General features: G+C 45.5%; 16 protein-coding genes, 13 tRNA genes and 4 rRNA genes. All 33 read left to right on the forward strand.

What is annotated here, in order from left to right; all coding sequences use genetic code 11:
• Positions 1 to 149: 149 nt before the first annotated feature.
• The 33 genes from G7035_RS11720 (at position 150) to G7035_RS11880 (ending at position 25,291) form a co-directional block, all read left to right on the forward strand.
• Positions 150 to 380 carry a hypothetical protein gene (locus G7035_RS11720; protein WP_013312131.1) on the forward strand — a complete coding sequence of 77 codons (231 nt, stop codon included), beginning with the start codon at positions 150 to 152 and terminating at the stop codon, positions 378 to 380.
• Positions 381 to 745: 365 nt separating this feature from the next.
• Positions 746 to 2,299 (forward strand): 16S ribosomal RNA (locus tag G7035_RS11725).
• A gap of 117 nt (positions 2,300 to 2,416) precedes the next feature.
• Positions 2,417 to 2,533 (forward strand): 5S ribosomal RNA (gene rrf / locus G7035_RS11730).
• Positions 2,534 to 2,572: 39 nt separating this feature from the next.
• A tRNA-Ile gene (locus tag G7035_RS11735) sits at positions 2,573 to 2,649 on the forward strand.
• A 20-nt stretch (positions 2,650 to 2,669) separates the two neighbouring features.
• Positions 2,670 to 2,745: transfer RNA gene (locus G7035_RS11740), tRNA-Ala, on the forward strand.
• A gap of 184 nt (positions 2,746 to 2,929) precedes the next feature.
• Positions 2,930 to 5,854 (forward strand): 23S ribosomal RNA (locus tag G7035_RS11745).
• Between the two features lie 150 nt (positions 5,855 to 6,004).
• Positions 6,005 to 6,121, forward strand: a 5S ribosomal RNA gene (rrf, locus tag G7035_RS11750).
• The 16S, 23S and 5S rRNA genes sit together here with 13 tRNA genes alongside, the layout of an rRNA operon.
• Positions 6,122 to 6,139: 18 nt before the next feature.
• A tRNA-Asn gene (locus G7035_RS11755) sits at positions 6,140 to 6,215 on the forward strand.
• Positions 6,216 to 6,218: 3 nt separating this feature from the next.
• A tRNA-Thr gene (locus G7035_RS11760) sits at positions 6,219 to 6,291 on the forward strand.
• Positions 6,292 to 6,302: 11 nt separating this feature from the next.
• Positions 6,303 to 6,374, forward strand: a tRNA-Glu gene (locus G7035_RS11765).
• A gap of 11 nt (positions 6,375 to 6,385) precedes the next feature.
• Positions 6,386 to 6,461 (forward strand) — tRNA-Val (locus tag G7035_RS11770).
• Positions 6,462 to 6,516: 55 nt separating this feature from the next.
• Positions 6,517 to 6,591 (forward strand) — tRNA-Gln (locus G7035_RS11775).
• Between the two features lie 4 nt (positions 6,592 to 6,595).
• A tRNA-Lys gene (locus G7035_RS11780) sits at positions 6,596 to 6,671 on the forward strand.
• Between the two features lie 12 nt (positions 6,672 to 6,683).
• A tRNA-Leu gene (locus G7035_RS11785) sits at positions 6,684 to 6,764 on the forward strand.
• 10 nt (positions 6,765 to 6,774) lie between these two features.
• A tRNA-Gly gene (locus G7035_RS11790) sits at positions 6,775 to 6,849 on the forward strand.
• 5 nt (positions 6,850 to 6,854) lie between these two features.
• Positions 6,855 to 6,931: transfer RNA gene (locus G7035_RS11795), tRNA-Arg, on the forward strand.
• Between the two features lie 22 nt (positions 6,932 to 6,953).
• A tRNA-Pro gene (locus tag G7035_RS11800) sits at positions 6,954 to 7,027 on the forward strand.
• Positions 7,028 to 7,036: 9 nt separating this feature from the next.
• Positions 7,037 to 7,107 (forward strand) — tRNA-Gly (locus G7035_RS11805).
• A 727-nt stretch (positions 7,108 to 7,834) separates the two neighbouring features.
• A complete protein-coding gene (ppc, locus tag G7035_RS11810; RefSeq protein ID WP_019688705.1) occupies positions 7,835 to 10,627 on the forward strand; it encodes a phosphoenolpyruvate carboxylase in 2,793 nt (930 codons plus the stop codon).
• Positions 10,628 to 10,817: 190 nt separating this feature from the next.
• Positions 10,818 to 11,384 (forward strand): RNA polymerase sigma factor SigW, encoded by a 567-nt coding sequence (sigW, locus tag G7035_RS11815; RefSeq protein ID WP_013373239.1) that lies wholly within the window; start codon positions 10,818 to 10,820, stop codon positions 11,382 to 11,384.
• A gap of 150 nt (positions 11,385 to 11,534) precedes the next feature.
• Positions 11,535 to 12,158, forward strand: coding sequence for an anti-sigma factor (locus tag G7035_RS11820; RefSeq protein WP_017427767.1), 624 nt, complete (start codon positions 11,535 to 11,537; stop codon positions 12,156 to 12,158).
• Positions 12,159 to 12,379: 221 nt separating this feature from the next.
• Positions 12,380 to 13,213, forward strand: a complete 834-nt coding sequence (cdaA, locus tag G7035_RS11825) for a diadenylate cyclase CdaA (RefSeq protein ID WP_013373237.1) — start codon at positions 12,380 to 12,382, stop codon at positions 13,211 to 13,213.
• Complete coding sequence (locus G7035_RS11830; protein ID WP_016818745.1) at positions 13,210 to 14,679, forward strand: CdaR family protein; 1,470 nt, start codon at positions 13,210 to 13,212, stop codon at positions 14,677 to 14,679. Before cdaA ends, G7035_RS11830 begins: the two co-directional genes overlap by 4 nt.
• A 59-nt stretch (positions 14,680 to 14,738) precedes the next feature.
• A complete protein-coding gene (gene glmM, locus G7035_RS11835; protein ID WP_017427765.1) occupies positions 14,739 to 16,079 on the forward strand; it encodes a phosphoglucosamine mutase in 1,341 nt (446 codons plus the stop codon).
• Positions 16,080 to 16,710: 631 nt separating this feature from the next.
• Positions 16,711 to 18,543, forward strand: a complete 1,833-nt coding sequence (gene glmS / locus G7035_RS11840; protein ID WP_016818743.1) for a glutamine--fructose-6-phosphate transaminase (isomerizing) — start codon at positions 16,711 to 16,713, stop codon at positions 18,541 to 18,543.
• Positions 18,544 to 18,685: 142 nt separating this feature from the next.
• Positions 18,686 to 19,000 carry a helix-turn-helix domain-containing protein gene (locus tag G7035_RS11845; RefSeq protein WP_049789292.1) on the forward strand — a complete coding sequence of 105 codons (315 nt, stop codon included), beginning with the start codon at positions 18,686 to 18,688 and terminating at the stop codon, positions 18,998 to 19,000.
• Positions 19,001 to 19,295: 295 nt separating this feature from the next.
• Entirely contained in the window at positions 19,296 to 19,532 is a 237-nt protein-coding gene (locus G7035_RS11850) for a hypothetical protein (protein WP_154654553.1), read from the forward strand.
• An 824-nt stretch (positions 19,533 to 20,356) separates the two neighbouring features.
• The gene (locus G7035_RS11855) at positions 20,357 to 21,496 is read left to right on the forward strand and encodes a pentapeptide repeat-containing protein (protein WP_019688704.1); all 1,140 of its coding nucleotides are present in this window, start codon (positions 20,357 to 20,359) and stop codon (positions 21,494 to 21,496) included.
• Between the two features lie 29 nt (positions 21,497 to 21,525).
• Positions 21,526 to 22,068: a hypothetical protein gene (locus tag G7035_RS11860; protein WP_019688703.1), complete on the forward strand. Its 543-nt coding sequence runs from the start codon at positions 21,526 to 21,528 to the stop codon at positions 22,066 to 22,068.
• Between the two features lie 22 nt (positions 22,069 to 22,090).
• Positions 22,091 to 22,750 (forward strand): hypothetical protein, encoded by a 660-nt coding sequence (locus tag G7035_RS11865; protein WP_019688702.1) that lies wholly within the window; start codon positions 22,091 to 22,093, stop codon positions 22,748 to 22,750.
• Entirely contained in the window at positions 22,747 to 24,171 is a 1,425-nt protein-coding gene (locus G7035_RS11870; RefSeq protein ID WP_019688701.1) for a phage baseplate assembly protein V, read from the forward strand. The genes G7035_RS11865 and G7035_RS11870 overlap by 4 nt, the downstream gene beginning before the upstream one ends.
• A 29-nt stretch (positions 24,172 to 24,200) precedes the next feature.
• A complete protein-coding gene (locus tag G7035_RS11875) occupies positions 24,201 to 24,635 on the forward strand; it encodes a DUF4280 domain-containing protein (RefSeq protein WP_019688700.1) in 435 nt (144 codons plus the stop codon).
• Positions 24,636 to 24,646: 11 nt separating this feature from the next.
• Complete coding sequence (locus G7035_RS11880; RefSeq protein WP_029515233.1) at positions 24,647 to 25,291, forward strand: hypothetical protein; 645 nt, start codon at positions 24,647 to 24,649, stop codon at positions 25,289 to 25,291.
• Positions 25,292 to 25,340: the final 49 nt, after the last annotated feature.

A 25,340-nucleotide genomic window follows, 5' to 3' on the forward strand; every position in this document is an offset into this window, starting at 1 on the left:
CAAAGGGGAGAGCGTAAAGAAAAGCATTAAAGATTACTTGGAGTAAGTTTGAAACCTTAGCAGTTGAGTTTAAAAACAGGTAAAGTTTGGAACAATTAATTGAGCAAATATAAGTACTATATAATCTGCTGATAAGGGAGTATGGTCATATGTTGGGAATGCTGTTTAACGAAAAAGAATGCAAGGAACTTGACTACGTTCTTCGTAAGGAACTAGATGAAATGCTGCTTGATATGAGTGATACCCGATTGGACCAGGATATCCGTTATGCTATAGCACTTCGATATAAAACAGTTTTCCGCATGTATGCCCGTTTTGCACCCGCCAAGGAACTATCCAAATATGCACGCAGAGGCCGTGTCCCGCAAACCAAACAATAAAAAGATAAAGAAGAACTATATCAAACCGAGATATCAGGAAGTAAATATACTTTCTGATATCAAAAAAAGTATTGACTCTATTCAATATTTATGTTAAATTAACTTTCGTTCCTTTTTGAAGGATTTGCTCGAAAAAAGAATTAAAAAAAACTCTTGCAAAATTCAAAAAGAGATGATATATTATAAAAGTCGCCGCTGAGATGCGGTGATGAAGCAAAGTAAGATATAATGAAGGCTTGATCTTTGAAAACTGAACAACGAGTGAGTGAACCGATTTTGTTCGCAAAATCAAATAAAGAGATATTTTATCTCGTCAGTTTCAAAATGAGCTAATCGCTCTTTCTATAACCAACTTCGGTTGGTCTTTAATGGAGAGTTTGATCCTGGCTCAGGACGAACGCTGGCGGCGTGCCTAATACATGCAAGTCGAGCGGGGTTGTTTAGAAGCTTGCTTCTAAACAACCTAGCGGCGGACGGGTGAGTAACACGTAGGCAACCTGCCCACAAGACAGGGATAACTACCGGAAACGGTAGCTAATACCCGATACATCCTTTTCCTGCATGGGAGAAGGAGGAAAGGCGGAGCAATCTGTCACTTGTGGATGGGCCTGCGGCGCATTAGCTAGTTGGTGGGGTAAAGGCCTACCAAGGCGACGATGCGTAGCCGACCTGAGAGGGTGATCGGCCACACTGGGACTGAGACACGGCCCAGACTCCTACGGGAGGCAGCAGTAGGGAATCTTCCGCAATGGGCGAAAGCCTGACGGAGCAACGCCGCGTGAGTGATGAAGGTTTTCGGATCGTAAAGCTCTGTTGCCAGGGAAGAACGCTTGAGAGAGTAACTGCTCTTGAGGTGACGGTACCTGAGAAGAAAGCCCCGGCTAACTACGTGCCAGCAGCCGCGGTAATACGTAGGGGGCAAGCGTTGTCCGGAATTATTGGGCGTAAAGCGCGCGCAGGCGGCTCTTTAAGTCTGGTGTTTAATCCCGAGGCTCAACTTCGGGTCGCACTGGAAACTGGAGAGCTTGAGTGCAGAAGAGGAGAGTGGAATTCCACGTGTAGCGGTGAAATGCGTAGAGATGTGGAGGAACACCAGTGGCGAAGGCGACTCTCTGGGCTGTAACTGACGCTGAGGCGCGAAAGCGTGGGGAGCAAACAGGATTAGATACCCTGGTAGTCCACGCCGTAAACGATGAATGCTAGGTGTTAGGGGTTTCGATACCCTTGGTGCCGAAGTTAACACATTAAGCATTCCGCCTGGGGAGTACGGTCGCAAGACTGAAACTCAAAGGAATTGACGGGGACCCGCACAAGCAGTGGAGTATGTGGTTTAATTCGAAGCAACGCGAAGAACCTTACCAGGTCTTGACATCCCTCTGACCGGTCTAGAGATAGGCCTTTCCTTCGGGACAGAGGAGACAGGTGGTGCATGGTTGTCGTCAGCTCGTGTCGTGAGATGTTGGGTTAAGTCCCGCAACGAGCGCAACCCTTATGCTTAGTTGCCAGCAGGTCAAGCTGGGCACTCTAAGCAGACTGCCGGTGACAAACCGGAGGAAGGTGGGGATGACGTCAAATCATCATGCCCCTTATGACCTGGGCTACACACGTACTACAATGGCCGGTACAACGGGAAGCGAAGGAGCGATCTGGAGCCAATCCTAGAAAAGCCGGTCTCAGTTCGGATTGTAGGCTGCAACTCGCCTACATGAAGTCGGAATTGCTAGTAATCGCGGATCAGCATGCCGCGGTGAATACGTTCCCGGGTCTTGTACACACCGCCCGTCACACCACGAGAGTTTACAACACCCGAAGTCGGTGAGGTAACCGCAAGGGGCCAGCCGCCGAAGGTGGGGTAGATGATTGGGGTGAAGTCGTAACAAGGTAGCCGTATCGGAAGGTGCGGCTGGATCACCTCCTTTCTATGGAGAATCGTTTCCTGCAATGGAAACATTCAAATATGAAGCGTAGCTTCAAAACTCAGGTTTAGGCCTGTTACTCACTCGTTGCTCAGTTTTGAGAGCTCAAACTCTCAAGCGTTTGGTGGCGATAGCGGAGGGGTTCCACACGTACCCATCCCGAACACGACCGTTAAGCCCTCCAGCGCCGATGGTACTTGGACCGCAGGGTCCTGGGAGAGTAGGACGCCGCCAAGCGCAACCACTAAAGAATAATTTTTTTTGGTGGTTTATTATGGGCCCTTAGCTCAGCTGGTTAGAGCGCACCCCTGATAAGGGTGAGGTCGGTGGTTCGAGTCCACTAGGGCCCACCATAAATTTTATATTTTCTTTTGGGGCCATAGCTCAGCTGGGAGAGCGCCTGCCTTGCACGCAGGAGGTCAGCGGTTCGATCCCGCTTGGCTCCACCAATAGTTTTATCATTGCACCTTGAAAACTGGATACCGAAACGAAATTGCGTTTTAGAATATTCCTTTAAGCTGATCTTGTGTAAACAAGTGAAATAAAGGTAGCAGATAAGGAGAGATATTTTGCCTTTGGCAAAAATCACTCTTTATTAAACATTGACATTTTCTTTCGTGAAAGAGAAGTCTAGGTTAAGCTACAAAGAGCACACGGAGGATGCCTAGGCGCCAGGAGCCGACGAAGGACGTGGCGAACAACGATAAGGCCTCGGGGAGCTGTAAGCAAGCTTTGATCCGGGGATGTCCGAATGGGGAAACCCGGCTGTCTTCATCGACAGTCACTACTCATTGAATTCATAGGTGAGTGAGAGGCAGACCAGGGGAACTGAAACATCTAAGTACCCTGAGGAAGAGAAAACAATAGTGATTCCGTCAGTAGCGGCGAGCGAACGCGGATTAGCCCAAACCAAGGAGCTTGCTCCTTGGGGTTGTGGGACGTCTCACATGGAGTTACAAAGGAACCGGTTAGATGAAGAGGTCTGGAAAGGCCCGCCAGAGAAGGTAAAAGCCCTGTAGTTCAAAATCCGTTCCCTCCGAGACGGATCCCGAGTAGTGCGGGGCACGTGAAACCCCGTATGAATCCGGCAGGACCATCTGCCAAGGCTAAATACTCCCTGGCGACCGATAGTGAAGCAGTACCGTGAGGGAAAGGTGAAAAGCACCCCGGAAGGGGAGTGAAATAGATCCTGAAACCGTGTGCTTACAAGAAGTCAGAGCCCGATCTATGGGTGATGGCGTGCCTTTTGTAGAATGAACCGGCGAGTTACGTTCCCGTGCAAGGTTAAGGTGAAGAGCTGAAGCCGCAGCGAAAGCGAGTCTGAATAGGGCGCATGAGTACGTGGACGTAGACCCGAAACCGGGTGATCTACCCCTGTCCAGGGTGAAGGTGCGGTAACACGCACTGGAGGCCCGAACCCACGCATGTTGAAAAATGCGGGGATGAGGTGGGGGTAGCGGAGAAATTCCAATCGAACCCGGAGATAGCTGGTTCTCCCCGAAATAGCTTTAGGGCTAGCCTCGGAAAAAAGAATCGTGGAGGTAGAGCACTGATTGGGTGCGGGGCCCGCAAGGGTTACCAAGCTCAGTCAAACTCCGAATGCCATAGATTTAGTTCCGGGAGTCAGACAGTGAGTGCTAAGATCCATTGTCGAAAGGGAAACAGCCCAGACCATCAGCTAAGGTCCCCAAGTGTGTGTTAAGTGGGAAAGGATGTGGAGTTGCACAGACAACCAGGATGTTGGCTTAGAAGCAGCCACCATTGAAAGAGTGCGTAATAGCTCACTGGTCGAGTGACTCTGCGCCGAAAATGTAACGGGGCTAAACACACCACCGAAGCTATGGCTTGATGCGTTGCATCAGGGGTAGGGGAGCGTTGAATGCGGGTTGAAGGTGTACCGGAAGGAGCGCTGGACTGCATTCAAGTGAGAATGCCGGTATGAGTAACGAAAAGATCTGTGAGAATCAGATCCGCCGAAAGCCTAAGGGTTCCTGAGGAAGGTTCGTCCGCTCAGGGTAAGTCGGGACCTAAGGCGAGGCCGATAGGCGTAGTCGAAGGACAACAGGTGGAAATTCCTGTACCACCGTAATCCGCTATGAGCGATGGGGTGACGCAGTAGGGTAGTGACGCGGACTGATGGATGTCCGTCTAAGCAGTGAGGCTGATGTGTAGGCAAATCCGCACATCGTAAGGCTGGGCTGTGATGGGGAGCGAAAATTACAGTAGCGAAGGTCATGATCTCAGACTGCCAAGAAAAGCCTCTAGCCAGGAGAAGGTGCCCGTACCGCAAACCGACACAGGTAGGCGAGAAGAGAATTCTAAGGCGCGCGGAAGAACTCTCGTTAAGGAACTCGGCAAAATGACCCCGTAACTTCGGGAGAAGGGGTGCCTCGGTAGGGTGAATAGCCCGAGGGGGCCGCAGTGAAAAGGCCCAAGCGACTGTTTAGCAAAAACACAGGTCTGTGCGAAGCCGCAAGGCGAAGTATACGGGCTGACGCCTGCCCGGTGCTGGAAGGTTAAGGGGAGTGGTAAGCCTTCGGGCGAAGCTATGAACCGAAGCCCCAGTAAACGGCGGCCGTAACTATAACGGTCCTAAGGTAGCGAAATTCCTTGTCAGGTAAATTCTGACCCGCACGAATGGCGTAACGACTTGGGCGCTGTCTCAACGAGAGATCCGGTGAAATTTTAATACCTGTGAAGATGCAGGTTACCCGCGACAAGACGGAAAGACCCCATGGAGCTTTACTGCAGCTTGATATTGAATTTGGGTACGATCTGTACAGGATAGGTGGGAGCCGTAGAACTTTGAGCGCCAGCTTGAAGGGAGGCATCCTTGGGATACCACCCTGATCGTATCTAGGTTCTAACTTGGTACCGTAATCCGGTACGAGGACAGTGTCAGGTGGGCAGTTTGACTGGGGCGGTCGCCTCCTAAAGAGTAACGGAGGCGCCCCAAGGTTCCCTCAGAATGGTTGGAAATCATTCGAAGAGTGCAAAGGCAGAAGGGAGCTTGACTGCGAGACCTACAAGTCGAGCAGGGACGAAAGTCGGGCTTAGTGATCCGGTGGTACCGCATGGAAGGGCCATCGCTCAACGGATAAAAGCTACCCTGGGGATAACAGGCTTATCTCCCCCAAGAGTCCACATCGACGGGGAGGTTTGGCACCTCGATGTCGGCTCATCGCATCCTGGGGCTGAAGTAGGTCCCAAGGGTTGGGCTGTTCGCCCATTAAAGCGGTACGCGAGCTGGGTTCAGAACGTCGTGAGACAGTTCGGTCCCTATCTGTCGTGGGCGTAGGAAATTTGAGAGGAGCTGTCCTTAGTACGAGAGGACCGGGATGGACGTACCGCTGGTGTACCAGTTGTTCCGCCAGGAGCACCGCTGGGTAGCTATGTACGGAAGGGATAAGCGCTGAAAGCATCTAAGCGTGAAGCCCCCTCAAGATGAGATTTCCCAGTATGTAAGACCCCTTGAAGACGACGAGGTAGATAGGTTGGGGGTGGAAGTGCAGTAATGCATGGAGCTGACCAATACTAATCGGTCGAGGGCTTATCCTAAAGATAAGACGCAATGAGTTTCGGATCCAGTTTTCAGGGTGTAACCTTGAAGGTATGTAGAAGTACATACGACAAGCGTATGGCGATTCATTCACACGATCCGTGATGAACCGAATAACCTTACGGAAGAATTTGCGAGGCAAATTCATGTTTGGTGGCGATAGCGGAGGGGTTCCACACGTACCCATCCCGAACACGACCGTTAAGCCCTCCAGCGCCGATGGTACTTGGACCGCAGGGTCCTGGGAGAGTAGGACGCCGCCAAGCGAGTTTTATAATTATTATTCCCTGATAGCTCAGTTGGTAGAGCACTCGACTGTTAATCGAGTTGTCACAGGTTCGAGTCCTGTTCGGGGAGCCATTTGCTCTCATAGCTCAGTAGGTAGAGTGCATCCATGGTAAGGATGAGGTCACCGGTTCGATCCCGGTTGAGAGCTTGTTACAGGATGGCCCGTTGGTCAAGGGGTTAAGACACCTCCCTTTCACGGAGGTAACAGGGGTTCGAATCCCCTACGGGTCATAGGATAGTATGGAGGCTTAGCTCAGCTGGGAGAGCATCTGCCTTACAAGCAGAGGGTCGGGGGTTCGATCCCCTCAGCCTCCACCATATTTTGTTCTCTTACATGGATGAAATATGGGGGAATTGTGAATCATATGCATATTGGGGATTAGCCAAGCGGTAAGGCAACGGACTTTGACTCCGTCATGCATAGGTTCAAATCCTATATCCCCAGCCATTAAGAGCCATTAGCTCAGTTGGTAGAGCACCTGACTTTTAATCAGGGTGTCGAAGGTTCGAGTCCTTCATGGCTCACCATTATCATTGTATGCGCGTGTGGCGGAATTGGCAGACGCACTAGACTTAGGATCTAGCGTCTTTGACGTGGGGGTTCAAGTCCCTCCACGCGCATCTTGTTTTTGCGGACGTGGCTCAGCGGTAGAGCATCGCCTTGCCAAGGCGAGGGTCGCGGGTTCGATTCCCGTCGTCCGCTCCATATTTGCGCCCTTAGCTCAGCTGGATAGAGCGTTTGACTACGAATCAAAAGGCCGGGAGTTCGAATCTCTCAGGGCGCGCCATATTTTTAAAAAAATATAATATCGGGATGTAGCTCAGCTTGGTAGAGCACCTGGTTTGGGACCAGGGGGTCGCATGTTCAAATCGTGTCATCCCGATACTGATTTGCGGGTGTAGTTCAATGGTAGAACTTCAGCCTTCCAAGCTGATAGCGTGGGTTCGATTCCCATCACCCGCTTACCGATTACCTAGAAGCCGAAAGGCTTCTTTTTATTTTGTCCACAATATATTAACTTCTATGTATATAGATCATTAAATGATGTCTCTTGCCATGCACGGTTGGGGATGACTTGTGCATATCCTACATAGGCATTTATCACCTAGACCCGGATTTCCCCTCTTACGGCCCCCTTTTTCCTGTAGTAAGGCTAAATTCGTGATCAAATCCATTGAAAATAGGAATCCTATAATTATTATGTTACGAAATTCATGGGGATAACTTTATACCTGCTCCTTTTGTTCTACACACTCTTCTTTATTTATGTGGGTAACACGTAGGGATTAATGAGTAAACAGATTTAGAATACTGAGATTATGGCTTATTTGTGTATATCTTTGTGGATAGAGCGCAATGAATTTCACTTTGTCAACAAATAATAAACATATACACATCATGACACAAGAATTTGTACCTTTGGAAACACGCTTTTTAAAAGAGACTGTGCATAATGTTTCGCACATTTTTAGCGCTTAAAATCAGTTTTATTTATTAATTTCATTTTTATGTATAAGTGACCAATATATTCTCCAAAAAAGTATTTCAAAAGCATGATTTTTTCCTGTAAATTTTGCAGCTTTTCATACGTTTTTATTGTATGATGTTAAGAAAGTGTCAAATTTCGTGTGTATACGTACCTTTGCTACAACTGAATATGGTGTGGAACAGATCAGATGGGGGGAAAAGCATGACTGAGCTTACGTTAACCGCTAACAAAAACCAATCCAACAATCTGCTGCGGCGGGACGTTCGTTTTCTAGGAAATATTCTTGGTGAGGTTTTGGTTCATCAAGGTGGCAACGAACTTTTGGATATCGTGGAGAAAATACGTGAGGCAAGTAAATCGTTACGTGCCGGGTATCAGCCGGAGTTATACGAGAATTTTAAACAAATGGTCAGTGGACTGGATACGGATATTCGTCACCAGGTTATTCGCGCGTTTGCGATTTACTTTCAGTTGGTGAATATCGCTGAGCAAAACCATCGTATTCGTCGTAAGCGGGATTATGAGCATTCCGCTGGTGAAGAGGTTCAACCCGGTTCTATCGAAAGTTCCGTTCAGGAGCTTAAACAAGGAGGCTTCTCCGCTGAGGACGTTAGCAACATGCTGAATGAACTCTCCTTGGAGCTGGTCATGACTGCACATCCTACAGAAGCAACACGACGAGTAATTCTGGATATCCACAAACGTATTTCTGAAGACGTCATGCTGCTGGATAATCCGATGCTTACCTTGCGTGAGCGAGAACAGGTACGGGAAAATCTGCTTAATGAAGTAATTACACTGTGGCAGACGGATGAACTGCGTGATCGAAAGCCAACTGTATTAGATGAAGTAAGAAATGGAATGTATTATTTTCATGAGACCTTGTTTCATGTATTGCCAGATGTATACCAAGAATTGGAGCGATGTTTGGATAAATATTATCCTGAGCAAAAATGGCACATTCCAACTTATTTGAGATTTGGTTCTTGGATCGGTGGAGACCGGGACGGGAATCCATCTGTTACAGCTCATGTGACTTGGGAAACGTTGTGTATGCAACGCAAGCTGGCTTTGAGAGAGTATCAGCACACGCTGAAGGAACTCATGGGTTACTTGAGCTTTAGTACCAGCATTGTGCGAGTTTCTGATGATTTGTTGGCTTCTATTGAAGAAGATCGCGCCCATATCACACTTAAAAAAATGGAAGTATGGCATAACGAAAAAGAGCCTTATCGCATCAAACTAGCATATATGATTGCTAAGGTGAATAACGTTTTGGATGAGAGCAAACAGGGTACTAAGGAACGCTATAGCTCCGCAGAAGAGCTTATTGCAGATCTGAATGTGATTGCCAGCAGCCTGCGTCATCATTTTGCTGATTATGTGGCAGACACGTATATTCAAAAGATGATTCGTCAGGTAGAGCTATTCGGCTTTCATACAGCTACGCTGGATGTACGTCAGCACAGTCAGGAGCATGAAAATGCGATGACTGAAATTCTTTCTAAAATGAATATTGTGTCAGATTACAGTAAGCTGTCAGAGGAAGAAAAAATAGATCTGCTGGAACAGCTGCTAAATGAACCCCGTCCGATTACTTCGCCATATTTGAAATATAGCGATAGCACACAGGAATGTCTTGATGTATATCGTACGATTTATTTGGCTCAGGAGGAATTTGGCAAGCAATCCATTACAAGCTACTTGATCAGTATGACTCAGGGTGCCAGTGATTTGCTTGAGGTTATGGTATTAGCCAAAGAGGTAGGCCTTTTCCGCATTGAGAAGGATGGCACTGTCATTAGTACGCTGCAATCCGTTCCTTTGTTTGAAACGATAGATGATTTGCATGCTGCACCTGATATTATGAGAAGATTGATGAACCTGCCTGTATATCGACAATCTGTAGCCGCGATGGATGAGCTTCAGGAGATCATGCTCGGCTACTCGGATAGTAATAAGGATGGCGGTGTGGTTACAGCGAACTGGGAACTTCGGGTCGCTATGAATAGCATTACGGAAGTAGTGAACGAGTATGGCGCAAAAGTGAAGTTTTTCCACGGACGTGGAGGAGCGCTGGGGCGCGGAGGAATGCCACTTAACCGCAGTATTCTGGCTCAGCCTCCTCATACCATTGGTGGAGGAATTAAGATTACGGAGCAAGGCGAAGTGCTATCATCCCGCTACTCGCTCAAGGGGATTGCATATCGGAGCTTGGAACAGGCGACATCGGCGTTAATTACGGCTGCTGCGTATCATCGCTCAGGAAAGAAAGAAGTGTTCGAGGAAAGCTGGGAGGAGATTATTGCCCGTATTTCCGAAGTATCACTGGAGAAGTATCAGGATTTGATTTTCCAAGATCCAGATTTCTTCACTTTCTTCAAAGAATCTACACCGTTGCCTGAGGTAGGCGAGCTGAATATTGGATCTCGTCCTTCCAAGCGTAAGAACAGTGAACGTTTTGAGGATTTGCGCGCTATTCCATGGGTCTTTGCGTGGACACAAAGTCGTTACTTGCTACCTGCTTGGTATGCGGCAGGAACAGGTTTGCAAAGCTACTATCAAAACAATGAAGATAACCTTAAAGTGCTACAAACGATGTTTAGAGACTCTGCCTTCTTCCGGTCGCTTATTGATACACTCCAAATGGCAATCGCTAAAGCGGATTTGCTGATTGCAGAGGAGTATGCTGGGATGTCGGATAACGAAGAAGCACGGCAACGTATATTCGGGCAGATTTCTGCAGAGTTCAAGCTGACATCTGAATTGATTTTGAAAATAACCGGACAATCTGAGATTTTGGACGATGTACCTGTTATTCAGGAATCTATCCGGTTGCGTAATCCTTATGTCGATCCGTTAAGTTATTTGCAGGTTCAATTGCTGAGTGAGCTACGCGAGCTGCGTAATCAGAACGGTGATGACGCTGAAATGCTGCGTGAGGTACTATTGACGATTAACGGAATTGCCGCAGGCTTGAGAAACACAGGCTGATATAGTTTGGCCGTATGATACAGGCAATCGGGTACTCATGGAGTGCCCGATTGTGCTGTGTTTATAGTAATGAAGCGCGAGTTTGTTACTTGTGTCCACACTTCAGTTGATTTCTGGATAAAATTAAACTACGATGAATAATCATAAACATGTAATAAGTAACCCATCAGCAAGTCTGGGGGAGTATAGAGTGGATAATATGGAAAGCCGCTTGGTTAGGCTGGTGCAGAAAGGTGATCAGCGAGCTTTTGCGGAGTTAGTCGAGTTATATAAAGATCGGATTTTTCATCTTTCCTACCGGATGCTAGGTAATCGTCATGAGGCGGAGGATTTGGTGCAGGAAACTTTTTTGCGTGTGTATCGTAACCTGGAAAAGTATGACCATGGACAGAAGTTCTCAACCTGGATTTATCGGATTGCTACAAATCTGTGCATTGATCGTCTGCGAAGGAGAAAACCTACATACTCACTTGATGCTGAAATGAATGATCAAGAAGGTGTTGATGGGTACGCCATGCTTGCTAGTGAAGAGCTTACCCCTGAAGGGAGTACGCTGTTGTCGGAAACGCAAGCTTTAATTCATGACGCCATTGACAGCCTTCCGGATAAATACAAGACGATTATGGTTCTACGATACTTGCAGGAGCTTTCCTTACAGGAAATTAGCGATGTGCTCAATCTCCCAGTTACCACAATTAAGACAAGAGTACACAGGGGACGGGATTTTCTACGCAAAAAACTGGAGCACAAGCTATAAATGCTGTGCATACATTCTAGGAAAAGAGCCTGCGTAGATGTTTTTATGAAACATAATGTTCGTTGTAACGTATGTAAGATGAGCAAAGTTTCTAAGCCGGAGCATGTTATGTTGAGAAACACGGAAGAATATTAGAAAGGATTGGCTCATATGGATTGCAAACAAGCCGTCTCTTTTATGCATGACTATCTAGATGGCGACCTGTCTGAGCAGGACAAACATGAGTTGGAACAACACTTGTTAGTCTGCCCGGAATGCCGCATGCGTTTTAAAGAGCTGGAGCGGACGGATGCGATGCTTTACGGTACACGCTATCATCAAGTGCCGTGTGTATCGGATGAGCTGACATTTCGCATTATGAATGCTTTGCCGCCGCATAAACGACAGCCTGCGGTGCCTATGCTAGCTTGGGTGAAGAGGCATCCCGCTGTAACAGCCGCCGCCTTCTTCCTTATTGTGATATGCTCAAGTATGGCCAGCTTTTCTAGCACGGACCATCAATTAGTAGTCAAAGGAAGCAATCTAGATCAAGTTGTTATTCAGGGCGATACTGTAATTGTACCTGAAGGGAAATCCATTGCCGGAGATTTAACAGTACAGAATGGTGAGGCACGTGTATACGGTGATGTAGAAGGAAATCTTACTGTGATTGACGGCTCGTACTATCAAGCTTCAACCGCCCATATTGCAGGACAGGTTAAAAGTATCGATCAAACCTTGGACTGGATTTGGTACAAGGTTACCGATTTGTTCGGGGGACCGTCTTCTCCATAAAAGAAGCTTGAAATGGCAAGAACGATATCGAGCGCCTTTTTCCGCTGGAAAAGGCGTTTTTTTGTATCTAGGTCTGGCGAATTGTACTGTATTTTACTGATTTTGGCGATTCTTTTGTCGCACAGCTTGCAACGCGAGCCTGATCGTTATAACCTAGATAGAGAGAGCATACTGTGTACATATTACACCCACTCACTACAGAAAATTGCGGGGGCATGCGCATGTTGGATTATTTTGCGGACCTGACTTGGAAAGAGTCCATTAAAGATATTATCGACATTTTAATCGTAACCTATATTATGTATCAGCTTATTTTACTTGTTCGCGGAACGCGAGCAGTTCAATTGTTAAAAGGGATTCTGTTCCTGGTTGTTATTTGGGCGGTTAGTACCTGGTTTGATTTGTACACGCTCAAGTGGTTGATGAATCAGATGTTCACCTTTGGTGTAGTGGCTATTTTTATTATTTTTCAGCCTGAGTTACGTCGTGCTCTAGAGCAGTTGGGGCGTGGTAAACTATTTGGGCGTTCGTCAGTAGATGATGAAGAGATCAATAAGTTAATTGGAGAAATGATTAAGGCGCTGAATTATTTATCACGTAGAAAAATAGGAGCATTGGTCGTATTTGAGCGCGAGACAGGACTGAACGAATATACGGAGTCTGGTATCAAGACACAGGCCGTAGTTAGTTCTGAACTGCTAATTAACATCTTTATTCCCAATACGCCTTTGCATGATGGTGCAGTGATTATACAAAATAAACAGATTGCCTCTGCGGCCTGCTATTTGCCATTATCGGAAAATCCCTTCATTAGCAAGGAGTTGGGAACCCGTCATCGGGCTGCAATTGGGGTGAGTGAGGTAACGGATGCCGTAACTGTCGTGGTATCGGAGGAAACAGGGCAAATTTCGTTGGCTATCAATGGTCAGGTCGTGCGTGACATTAAGGAAGAATCCCTAATCTCCAAGCTGTATGAGGAGTTGCGGCCAACACCGTCTTTGAAGGAAAAACGCGGCTCATTCTGGAATCGGAGGGGAGGCCGTGGAAATTCATGATGGACAAATGGATTAACAATAATACGATTTCCAAGATATTGGCGCTTGCGGTTGCTATAATGCTGTGGGGAATGGTTCATCTGGATACAGGTACTCCTTCGTCTACATTGACCGTTTCCTACAATAATAAAATAATTGATAATGTGGCCATTCAGGCCAGTGGTCTGGATGATTCAAAATATGTGCTGTCTACGATGGACACTGATCATGTAAAGATGGAGGTCAGAGGACAGCGCTCTGTCCTGACTACTTTTTTCGCGGATAATTATCAGGCAAAATTAAACTTAAGCGGCTTAGGAGCAGGCACTAAAACATTGTCACTTGAACCGGATTTACCGGATGGGGTGGAATTGGTATCCATGACTCCTAACCGTGTTACAGTAACAATTGAGGAAAAACAAACGAAATCATTTAATGTATCTATAGTACCTAAGGGTAGTCCAGATGCGGGGCTACAGCTCGGTAAGCCTGTGATTGCTCCTCAAACAGTAAAGGTTACTTTACCCAAAAGCCAGCTGAATACCGTTACTGCGGTGCAAGGGGCTGTTAACACGGATGGCATCTCAGAAAAGTTTGAACAGAAACGGGTAAAGCTGAAGGCCTATAACAAAAAGGGGCAGGAACTCACAGGTGCGGTCATTGAGCCATCCACTGTGTCAGTTGAAATCCCGGTCACTCAGCAGGCGAAGTCTGTGCCTGTCAAAATAGTCTATTCCGGAGAGCTGCCAGACGGATTGGCGCTTTCTAAAGTAAACGCAAATGTGAAGGAAGCAGCGGTATATGCATCACAGGATGTATTAAGCAGCCTGAGCTCTTATGTCACGGCTACACTCGATCTGAGTCAATTTACAGAAGCGGGAACCCGTACAGTTCAAGCTAATTTGGCAGCTCCCTCAGGTTCTGATAAAATCGAGCCAGGGTTAATACAAATTCAGGTGACCGTCGTTCCTTCCAATGAAGTAACAGATACGGAACGGACGCTGTCAGGCATCCCAATCGTTTTACAAGGTGCAGGAGATGGAGCTAACGCAACTATTATAGCACCGGCAGGCAAGACGATGGATGTTACTGTGAAGGGCCCGCAGGATTTGGTAAACAATTTAACCAATGATGACGTTAGTTTGGTGGCAAATGTAAGTGGCCTCGCGGCTGGTCAACACGAGGTTACCCTAAAAGTAGGCTTGCCTAAATACATTACGCAAGCCGGGAATGCCGGCCAACTAAAGGCAACGGTAAACATTGAGAGCCCTTCTACGCCTGCTGTAACGAATCCGAATAGTGAGAATGAATCAAACCCCTCTGGTAGTGGTGATAAGGGGCAGGAGAGGCCACAGGAGGGGCAAGGCAATCAAGGTGGCAACTCTGACGCAAATACCGGGGACAACGCAGCTGCGGAGGATAAAACAAGTCCTCATAACGGCGCAGAATCTTCTGCGAATGGAACCTCGGAGAACGGTCAGCCATAACATGTTTTATCTGTAGTAAATGATCAAGATTATTAGACAAAAAAAGGGAGTCATTTTACATGGGGAAATATTTTGGTACAGATGGTGTACGAGGCGTTGCTAATCAGGAACTAACAGCCGAACTGGCATATAGCATTGGCCGCTGCGGCGGATATGTTTTAGCAGGTAATGTAGAGAAACCGACAGTTGTTATTGGTATGGATACACGGATATCTGGACTGATGTTGGAATCGGCACTGGTAGCCGGCTTGTTGTCTATTGGGGCTAATGTGGTTCGCCTAGGTATTGTTTCGACGCCTGGGGTGGCATATCTCACACGGCAATTGAAAGCGGACGCTGGTGTCATGATCTCAGCATCTCACAATCCTGTTGAGGACAACGGGATTAAGTTTTTTGGCGGCGATGGGTTTAAATTAACCGATGAAACGGAATTGAAAATTGAAGAGCTCATGGATGCGAAAGAAGACCAATTGCCTCGTCCGATTGGCAGCGGATTGGGCACGGTTGTTGTAGACGAGCATTCCCGCTACGATTATCTGGAGTTTTTGAAAACAACAATCAGTCATTCTTTTGAAGGCCTAAAAATAGTATTGGACTGTGCAAACGGAGCAGCTTATGAGCTGGCGCCGAAGCTTTTTGCGGATTTGGGAGCTGAAGTGCATACGATCGGCGCGGAGCCAAACGGATTGAATATCAATGATCATTGCGGCTCGACTCATCCTGAAAAGCTAAAAGAGGAAGTGCGCCGCTTGAAAGCGGACATTGGTCTTGCCTTTGACGGCGATGCCGATCGCCTAATCGCAATTGATGAGAACGGGGAAGAGGTTGATGGAGACTATATTCTCTGTATTTGCGGAGATGCAATGAACCGGGCTGGAAAACTCAAGGACAGCACTATTGTATCGACAGTAATGAGTAATATCGGTTTTTATAAAGCTACTGAAAAGCTAGCTCTCAAGACTGCAAAAACTGCGGTCGGAGACCGTTATGTGATGGAAGAAATGCGTCGGGGTGGATTTAATCTGGGCGGTGAGCAGTCTGGTCATGTTATTTTCCTGGACCACAATACGACAGGCGATGGCATGCTGACGGGGATTCAATTGGTAGATACCCTGAAAGCTTCTGGCAAGAAGATGAGCGAACTAAAATCGCTTATGAAACAATATCCACAAGTTCTTGTAAATGTACGTGTGCAGGACAAACGTAATTACGAGGGGAACCCTGCGATTGCAGAAGCGATTGAACAGGTGGAACAACAATTGGGCGATAATGGGCGTGTATTGGTCCGTGCTTCAGGTACAGAGTCACTTATTCGTGTGATGGCCGAAGGCCCGGATAAGGATGAGCTGGAGCAATTTGTCGGACAGATCGTAGATGTCGTGAAAAAAGAATTAGTTTAAAATTTTGTAAACGTGGGTTGCCTGTTAAACACAAGCAGGCAACCGCGTTTGCGTTTATTCACTAATGCTTTAATGCCTTTAGGGTGTAATTATGAATAAAGTGTCATTGCCAAATGATGCTCTGCTGAATATAATATAGGGATGCTGTGACTCAGATAGAGAAAGCGAGGGTTGTGAGGTAACGTATTACAAGCGCCAGAGCTTGATTTTGTGCGGGGGAACTTGGTGGAGAAGCAATAGATTCCGTTGAGATGATGTTGCTCGCAATCGGTTCACGACAAAGCAAGCTGACGAGGTGAAGGTGTTCGAAACATTCGGCGGGGACCTTCCGGTGAAGCATCAACCCGTAAACCGGCAGCGGAAAATGAACAGGCAACTGTTTACACAACGCACCGGTAGATGCCCAAATTATTTTATAACCTAAATTATAAGATTCATTTCATGAATGTGCGGCCATCATCATTGGCGTGCGCGGTTTGGGAATTTCGTTACATTCGTGAAGAGATGCCTGTAAATTCTATAGTTATCATTGACAACTTCATAGATGAATGAACTTTATTCCACAATCTACCGCACACGTTAGTCCTGTGATGAGTCGTCTTGTGAAATGATGATCGGGAGGATAACGAATATGTGTGGCATTGTAGGATATATTGGTAATCAGAATACGCAAGAGGTATTGATTGACGGACTGAAGAAGCTGGAGTATCGCGGGTATGATTCTGCGGGTATTGCCGTGTTTACAGATTCAGGACTGCAAGTAGCCAAGGCAAAAGGTCGTCTGGCGAATCTGGAAGCTAAACTGGATGGTACACCGTTGGTAGGCCATGCAGGCATCGGACATACACGTTGGGCAACACACGGTAAACCTTCTGATGAAAACTCCCATCCGCATTTGGATGAGAGCCAAAAGTTCTCTGTAGTTCACAACGGAATTATTGAGAACTATCTGGAACTGAAGGAACAGCTGATCAGCGAAGGTCATACCTTTATTTCCGAAACGGATACAGAAATCATTTCCCATCTGGTTGCGCGTGAGTATGAAGGAGATATTGTTAAAGCAGTACAAAAAGCAATTACCTTTATGCGCGGTGCTTTTGCACTGGGAGTGCTGACCGAGCACGAGCCTAATAAGCTGGTAGCTGTTCGTCAAGCCAGTCCGTTGGTTATTGGTGTGGGAGAAGGCGAGAACTTTATCGGTTCCGACATTCCGGCTATTCTGAAATATACACGCAATGTATTTATTTTGAACGATGGCGAAATGGCTGTTCTGACTAGTGATGCTGTCGAATTAATGACAATCGAAGGCCAATTTATTTCTCGGGAAATGATTCATGTCGAATGGGATGCTGTTACAGCGGAAAAGGGCGGCTATGAGCATTTCATGTTGAAAGAAATTCACGAACAGCCTAAGGCTTACCGTGACACGATGTTGGGTCGTATCGATAAAGATACTAAAAAAGTTGTTCTTCCAGAGCTGAAGCTGACAGAAGAACAAATTAAAAATATCCGCAACATTCAAATTGTAGCGTGTGGTACAGCTTACAATGCTGGTTTGATTGGCCGTACGGTTATTGAAAGTATGGCTCGTATTCCGGTAGAAAACGATGTAGCTTCCGAGTATCGCTACCGTTCTCCTATCGTAACACCAGAGACATTGGTGATCGTGGTGAGTCAATCCGGTGAAACTGCTGATACATTGGCAGCACTGCGTGAAGCACAAGCAAACGGGGCTCATGTACTGGCGATTACAAATGTAGTCGGCAGCTCTATCGCCCGTGATGCAGATGATGTGTTGGTTACACTGGCAGGACCGGAAATTGCCGTAGCCTCCACCAAAGCGTATTCTTCCCAGTTGATTGCATTTTATCTGTTGGGTCTGTATCTGGCTCAAGTACGTGGCACACAAACGGATGAGCAAGTAGCTCATGTGCTGGCTGCTATGGAATCACTGCCAGAGCAAGTAGAAGAGATGTTGGGTAAAGCAGATGCGATCAAAGCCTATGCTGAGCAAATTGCTAGCAACAAGCACTTATTCTTTATTGGTCGTGGTCAAGACTATGCTGTAGTACAGGAAGGTTCCCTGAAGCTCAAGGAAATCTCCTACATTCATTCCGAGGCATATGCTGCGGGTGAACTGAAGCATGGTACACTGGCATTGATCGAAGAGGGAATTCCAGTTATCGCTTTGGTAACACAGGAATCCGTGTTGGAAAAAACCGTGAGCAACATTAAGGAAGTCAAAGCTCGTGGCGGTGACGTGCTTGCAATCACATATGAAGAGCATGCTGTCGAGCTGTTGAAATCCGTAGATCAAGTATTTGCAATTCCAAAAACACTTCCGATTCTGTCGGCTGCTATTTCAGTTATAGCTCTCCAACTGTTGGCTTACTACGCATCGCTTGCACTAGGTCATGATGTTGATAAACCACGTAACCTGGCGAAAAGTGTTACTGTAGAATAAGCTCTAGTAAAATTCTAAATTCATTGTCTGGTGATAAAAAAAAGTGTGGAACCAGTAAAAAAAGTCTGGAACTATTCATTTTACAAACATCAAGAAAGATCCCGATGATATATCGGGATCTTTTTAGTTTAGGAGGGCAATTTTGTCTACAATAGGCCAACGAATTCGAACGATTAGAAAAACAAACAACTTAAATCAAATAAAGTTTGCAAATATAATTGGAATTTCTGAAGGAACGTTGAGTGAGCTGGAGCAAAATAAATACAGACCCTCTCTTGATATAATTATAGCAATTAAAGAAAACTTCAATTCCCATATAGAGTGGTTAATCGTTGGAGATACGCCTGTATCAAAGAACACTATTTTTAATTTAGCCATTGAAGCTCAGGAATTAGAACTTATTCTTTGTTTCGAGAACTTACTAAAGAAGATAGAGATGAAATTATTGATTTTATAAAACTGAAGATTGTTCGGTACTAATCTTTTACGGGAGTTCCTTAATAATATGTCTTAGAAATACTGATTTTAATCTTGGTACATAAAAGTCACGAATTATCCATATACCGATTATTCCTGGCATTTATATATAAAAAAATTAACAATGACTATAATATGAATAGAGAAAGGAGTGTAATAATTCATATCCCTAAATTCACTTAGCATATTGCTTTTGTAACATCCCACGGTTTCTGTTTCAGCAGGTTTTTTATACTTGCTCAAGAGCCGTACGTGAGAAATGGTTAGAAAGAGCTTTGAAAGAAGGCGGTTGGAATCTCAGCATTAGATATACCCCAACTGATCTAAAATCAATTTACATAAGAAATGAATTTGAAGATTATGAAGAATGTAGATTGGTGGTAAAAGAATCATTACAAGGACTTGACATAGAGACCTATTTACAGAGTGTTCAACTAATGAAACTTGCAAAAGAAATATTGAAAGATTATGGAAGAAGACATAGTCATAGTAAGGAAGATACCCCCTACTGAGTAATTGAAGTGCACCCCACAGGAGCTTTAATACAGCCTTAAGACTAAAAGCGGTTAATTCTTTGAGATTGGCCGCTTTTGCCTTTTGAAATTGCTGTGTAAAGCTAGTTCAGAAAAGTATTATTTTCTTTCTTTTAATAACTTTTTAGCTCATATACAAGAGTAATTTACCATTTATGGATATGTAAAGAATAATATCAGAGAATGGACAGAAGAAATGTTCAGCAATATTCTTTGAACATGCTCTCGCTCTACACGTCTATGTCCAAAATAAGAGCTCAACCTATAGTGGTTCCTAGTATGCGGATAGCCAATGACCCGAAGTTAATTCGGCGACAAGGAAAAGGGAAGCCTGTCATTACACCCACAGAATCCTATGTTTCTTTGCCTCTGGAAGAGGTTTGATTCCCGTTGCTCTACCTGCTCATCCCGCTCTCTGAGCGGGTTTTTGCTTTTTATTGAGTAGAGTATAGAAATGAGATTATTAAGTCTTAAAGGTTCACTATGATTTATAAACATCATATGAAACGAGGAAAGATGGAGGGATAAATTAATTATATTTACTCACTCTCCTAAGCTAAACGATTTGATAGATTAATTGTATAGCAATGTCTTTATTGTATACATTGTAAATAACACGTATTATGGTTTTTTCTGTAAACAAAATCACTATTCTATCCGATACATACATAAGGACGATTTATTGTTAAATATACCCTTGAAAATTATGATTTCACATATCATTTATATAAAATTCAGATTTAGGATATTGAATATTTTTTTGCGCAGTATTGTAATTTCGGTTGTAAGAAAGGAGATGGAACGTGAATCGTGAGGAAATTCTTCAACATTTTGCAAATGAGGTCTACGAACCGTTAAAGCATCAAATGTTATTTACGTTTGAAGCCTCTTTTCAAAATCGTAAGCATGCTTTGGCGAAGACATTTCGTAATTCACTGGAGCAACTACTCGGGAAAGTCAAGCAGATGCAGCAAGAGGGTAACAAACAGGCGTTGGGATATATATCTTACTCCATGCTTCGTACCGAATTAGCAAACGGAAGGGCGACCTATCTAGTGGAGGCCATGGACAAGACGTGGTTTATGGATCGCTATCCTTGCCGGGATGCTTATGATGCAGAATGGGCTTTTCGCTATTTGGACGAGTGGGAGACGGAATTAAGTAAGCATGCCAAGAAATATGGCGGAAGAATCGGATTAGATGATATTGAAAGGATGAAATTGCGCGCGGCAATACATATTCATCAATATATCATTGCTTTGGCACGTTTTAGTATCACAGAGGAATGGCTGGATGCAATACAGTTTGCTCATGAAATACAGTTGGAAGATGTGTTCGAACTGAGAGTCGGAGAGTATTTAGATCGAAGCGAAGTCGTTTATAAAAGGGATGTGCGTGTCAAAGATTCGACGGTGATGAAAGAGTGGCTTGAGGAAAAGAAGCCATATGACTACATACATGAAGTTTTTCGGGGAATTGACGGATCTCAAGGAGATTATGAGGGAATACGTCTGCAATATGCCGATTTGAGTGAAAGTTCTTTTAACAATAGTGTTTTTAGAGGAGGAAATTTGATCGGCTCCTGTTGGAATAAAGCCTGTTTACAAGAAGCGAATTTTAGCGGCTGTTTGATTCAGGAAGCCCGTTTTGAACAAGCCAACTTAAAAGGAGCATCTTTCCGGGATGCAATAGCTGTACCTGGAATTTACCAGTCTGGATATTGGGAAAGACCTGGTTTTCAACCCGTAAGTTTTGCAGGAGCGAATCTTACAGGAGCCCAGTTTCAGGGAGCTTACTTGAAGAATGCAGATTTTACCGGGGCCATATTGCAGGGGGCTGACTTTATGGGTGCAGCGTTTGAGGGAGCCTGCTTCAAAGAAGCGGTGCTGGATGGAGCCCGATTTAGTTTAGGTATGCATCCAGTCGTACAGAGTCTAATTTAATTTGGATAACACAATGTGGAGCAAACGGAATGGAGGGACGTGGCATAGTGGAATATTTTCTTTGTCAGCAGGATGATCGGATGTTGTATGCTGCTGTACCCGTGTGGGATGAAGAGGCAAATGCAGAGATGATGGACCTAAATGACTGGACGAATTGGCCCCCATCTTATGCTGCACAGTTTAAGGTTAATGGTCACGATTATACAGTTTACTCTGATATTTTAATGGGTTCAAGGATGATGGTATCTGATGCTGTGCATGAATTGTTACAGGTCTTTGTGCCGGGCTTGTTCAGCCGCATGGCTTTGCTTCGGGATATGGAACGTTCGCAGCAAAAGTTGTATTGGATGATTCAACCCCCTTTAGTGGATTGTTTGGGTGAGCAAAGCCAATTTCGTCCCGGAGGAACATTGATGAAGCTGGTCGTAGATCGAAAACGTACCGAGGGGAAATCCCTATTGCAAGTCCAAGGGTTGCGTGAAACCTGCATGTTGGTCAATCTGGCATTGGCGGAAAGTCTGTTGCGGAGAGGGACAAGTGGCATCACCTTTCAGGAAGTCGCCATGCAGTAATAAAGATGGGAGTGGATGATGTATGGAACATCTGGATAAGAAAATTGTCTCGTTGCTACACACAGTAACAGCAGAAAATACCGAAAATGATCAATCTTTAATTGAGCATGAAGGGTTGAATCACGCTCACGGGAAGGAACCGTTTGGACAGCCCTTACAAACATTTATGCAACTCGGTGGGAAAAGATTGATTTTTGCTCAGCGACATTTGCTGGATGAACGCATCAGTATTACGATGCCAAAGAGCTTTCGGGATATGCCCATGCACGAGCAACGATTAAAATATCCCTCTCATCATCGTCCGGATTTTATTTTTACCAATGACGCAGGCACGATTAATTTAACCTTCAAGCATACCGAGAGTCCATTACAAACCGAAGAGTTGGAGAACTTTACGCATGAGATGGCTCAGGTGGTAAAACAAACCCAGAAGTTGACTGAATGGTTTGGCCATGAAGTGCTGGAGAACGAAGAGTGTCAGATTGGATACTGTGAATTTGTGACACCGGTATGGAATGCGCGTGTGTATAATTTATCCTTTTTTACGGTGCTGGAAGGACGTGCGCTCATGTGTACTTTTAACTGTACGGATGAAGAGATGGCGACCTGGCAGCCAATAGCCCGCAGTATGCTGCTAACGTTGAAAATCGAGTCTGAGCGAAAGGAAAATCAACCCTTATGACATTAACCCATATTACATATGATCGGCTGCAAATTACACCATTTGAAGTGGTTAGCATTCAGGAACTGCATATGACCAAGCGACTGAATGAGCACACCCGGCTCTCTTTTACCGCTATTTTGCCTGAAGAACTACAGGACAGTTATGTCCAGTTGATCGAAGTCGATTCACCGGTTTGTGTATCACAACTAGATGAGGCAGGCACTCCAACACCGCTATTTAACGGAACGGTGCTCCATATGGAAGTCAAAGTGGTCAGAGATGTGTATTACCTGGAGGTCGAGGCAATATCACACACGTATAAACTGGATATTCGTAAAAAGAACGGGTCCTTTCAAGATAAAAATATGAAGGTTGAGGAATTGCTGCGAGCTGTAGGTGCAGATTATCCCGGTTTTGATATCATTGATTCGGCTACAGGGGGAGCGACTTTAGGCCGTATAGCAGTCCAATATCGTGAAACCGATTGGGAGTTCCTCAAGCGGATCGCTTCGCGTTACCATACTTCACTCACGCCTGCGTCGGTATTTGATGTGCCGAAGTGCTATTTTGGAGTCGAGGAAACCCAGTCTGGACTGGACTTAACCAATTATCATTATACCGTCAGCAAGCGAGTTGGAGATTATCGTTATTTTAACGGCAATGATACAGCACATGTAAACGAGCATGATTTTATTGATTACCGGGTTGAGGCGGAGCAGGTATTGGAGCTCGGCAGCACCGTTACCTTTAAGGGTAAAAATCTGTATGTGTACAAGGTAGACACTCATATGCAAAAAGGAATGATGCAGCACGTGTATACCCTGACTTCCCACAAGGGATTGAGACACCAAGAGGTGTTTAACGAGCAGCTTATCGGTCTGTCTTTACCTGGTAAAGTCATTCAGGTAGAGCGAGATCGTATCAAACTACATTTACATATCGATGCTGCGCAGGACCCTGCAAAGGCCCACTGGTTTACCTATGTTTCTCCTTATACTGCAGAAGGACATAGCGGATGGTACGTAATGCCTGAGCTCGGGGATACCGTTCTGCTCTATTTCCCTACCCATCGAGAAGAAGAGGGCATGGCAAGTACATCTTTGCGCGAAAAGAATCGGAGTGCGGGGCAACACGCTCTTGCACATCCTGACATCAAATTGTTTCGTACCGCGCACGGCAAGGAAATCAAATTAACCCCTGATGAAATTGTCATCACCAGTAAAGAGGGGACGATGTATATCCAGTTAAATGAGAAAAATGGAATTCACATTGTAAGCGATAAACAGATTCAATTTTCAGCAGGAGGGAATATCTCCCTTCATTCCGGCAGTAAAGTGAAAATCACGGCCGGGGATGAAATTAAAATGACGAGCAAAGGCAGTACCGTATCGCTGGGTGGAATAACCAATGTTCTGGGTAGCGAAGTGAAAACAAACTAAGAAAGGACATGGGGAAGGGGAAGAGAAGAATGGTAAAAAAGTCTCATTCGGAAGAGGAACCTATTCAGGCTGGACGGGGAAGTAAGCAAGGATACGTAGTTGCCGGGGCCATCTTGAGCTGCAGCTTTGGTACGCAGCCGACACGGCTCAAACGTCCATTCAGCCACGGCGTATATGTGAAGGAGAAAGCCCAAATGAATGTTGGAGATTACTTGTCCGGCACCAATATCAGCAATTTTGGCCGTTGCTCCTGTCCAGCCAATCCAGCGGTCAAAAGCAGTGACATGGTCGATATCTATGGGGTCAAAAAAGCGAACTGTGTTCCGGTTATTACCGGACCCTGGATCGGCGGCAAAAGCGATGTGCTTGTTGAAGGAGAACCAGCCCTGCTGGATCAATGTTCGAATGCGTGCATATACGGGGGAATGATTCGGATTACAGACGATGGCCAGACGCTGGAGTAGGGAGGCACAAGTTGAATCATACACAAACAATGTTAACGTATACGGAGTTGGAATGTATAGGTCCATATCCTCTTCAGACGATCCATGAACTGCGTATTGAACGGAAATTGAACGATCATGCCCGGTTAAGGATCAGTGGATGGATAGATGAAGAGCAAAGAGATCACTACATAGAACAGGATCAGGATAACGAACCTGTCATCATCCGAACCAAAATAGACAATGGTCAACCTGAACGCATTTTGTTCCATGGTTTATTGGTTCGTGCAGAAACACGAATGGTGCGTGGTATCTATTACGTGGAGCTTGAAGCGGTTTCCCATACGATTCAGTTGGATATCACGCCTGTCACCCGTTCTTATCAGCATACCTTAATGCCCTATGAAAAGTTAATCAAGCAAATCATTCAGAACTACAGTCAGGCTGATGTTATTGATAATGCAACAAACGGTGCTACCCTGCATGCATTTACTTTACAGTATCAGGAGACGGATTGGGACTTTCTCAAACGGATCGCTTCCCGATTTGGAGCTGTGCTGGTCCCGGAAATTTCACTAAACGGGCCCAAATTCTGGTTGGGTATGCCGGAGGGACAATACGTTGAAATGAAGCATCCCGTTTACCGTACTCGGCGCAGTTTTGATCCCAACAGCTAAACGAAATTCAGCTACTTGCTGCAGAGTGAAACGCTTGCCCCACCCGGGG

This window comes from Paenibacillus polymyxa, assembly GCF_015710975.1.
Taxonomy (GTDB): Bacteria; Bacillota; Bacilli; order Paenibacillales; family Paenibacillaceae; genus Paenibacillus; species Paenibacillus polymyxa.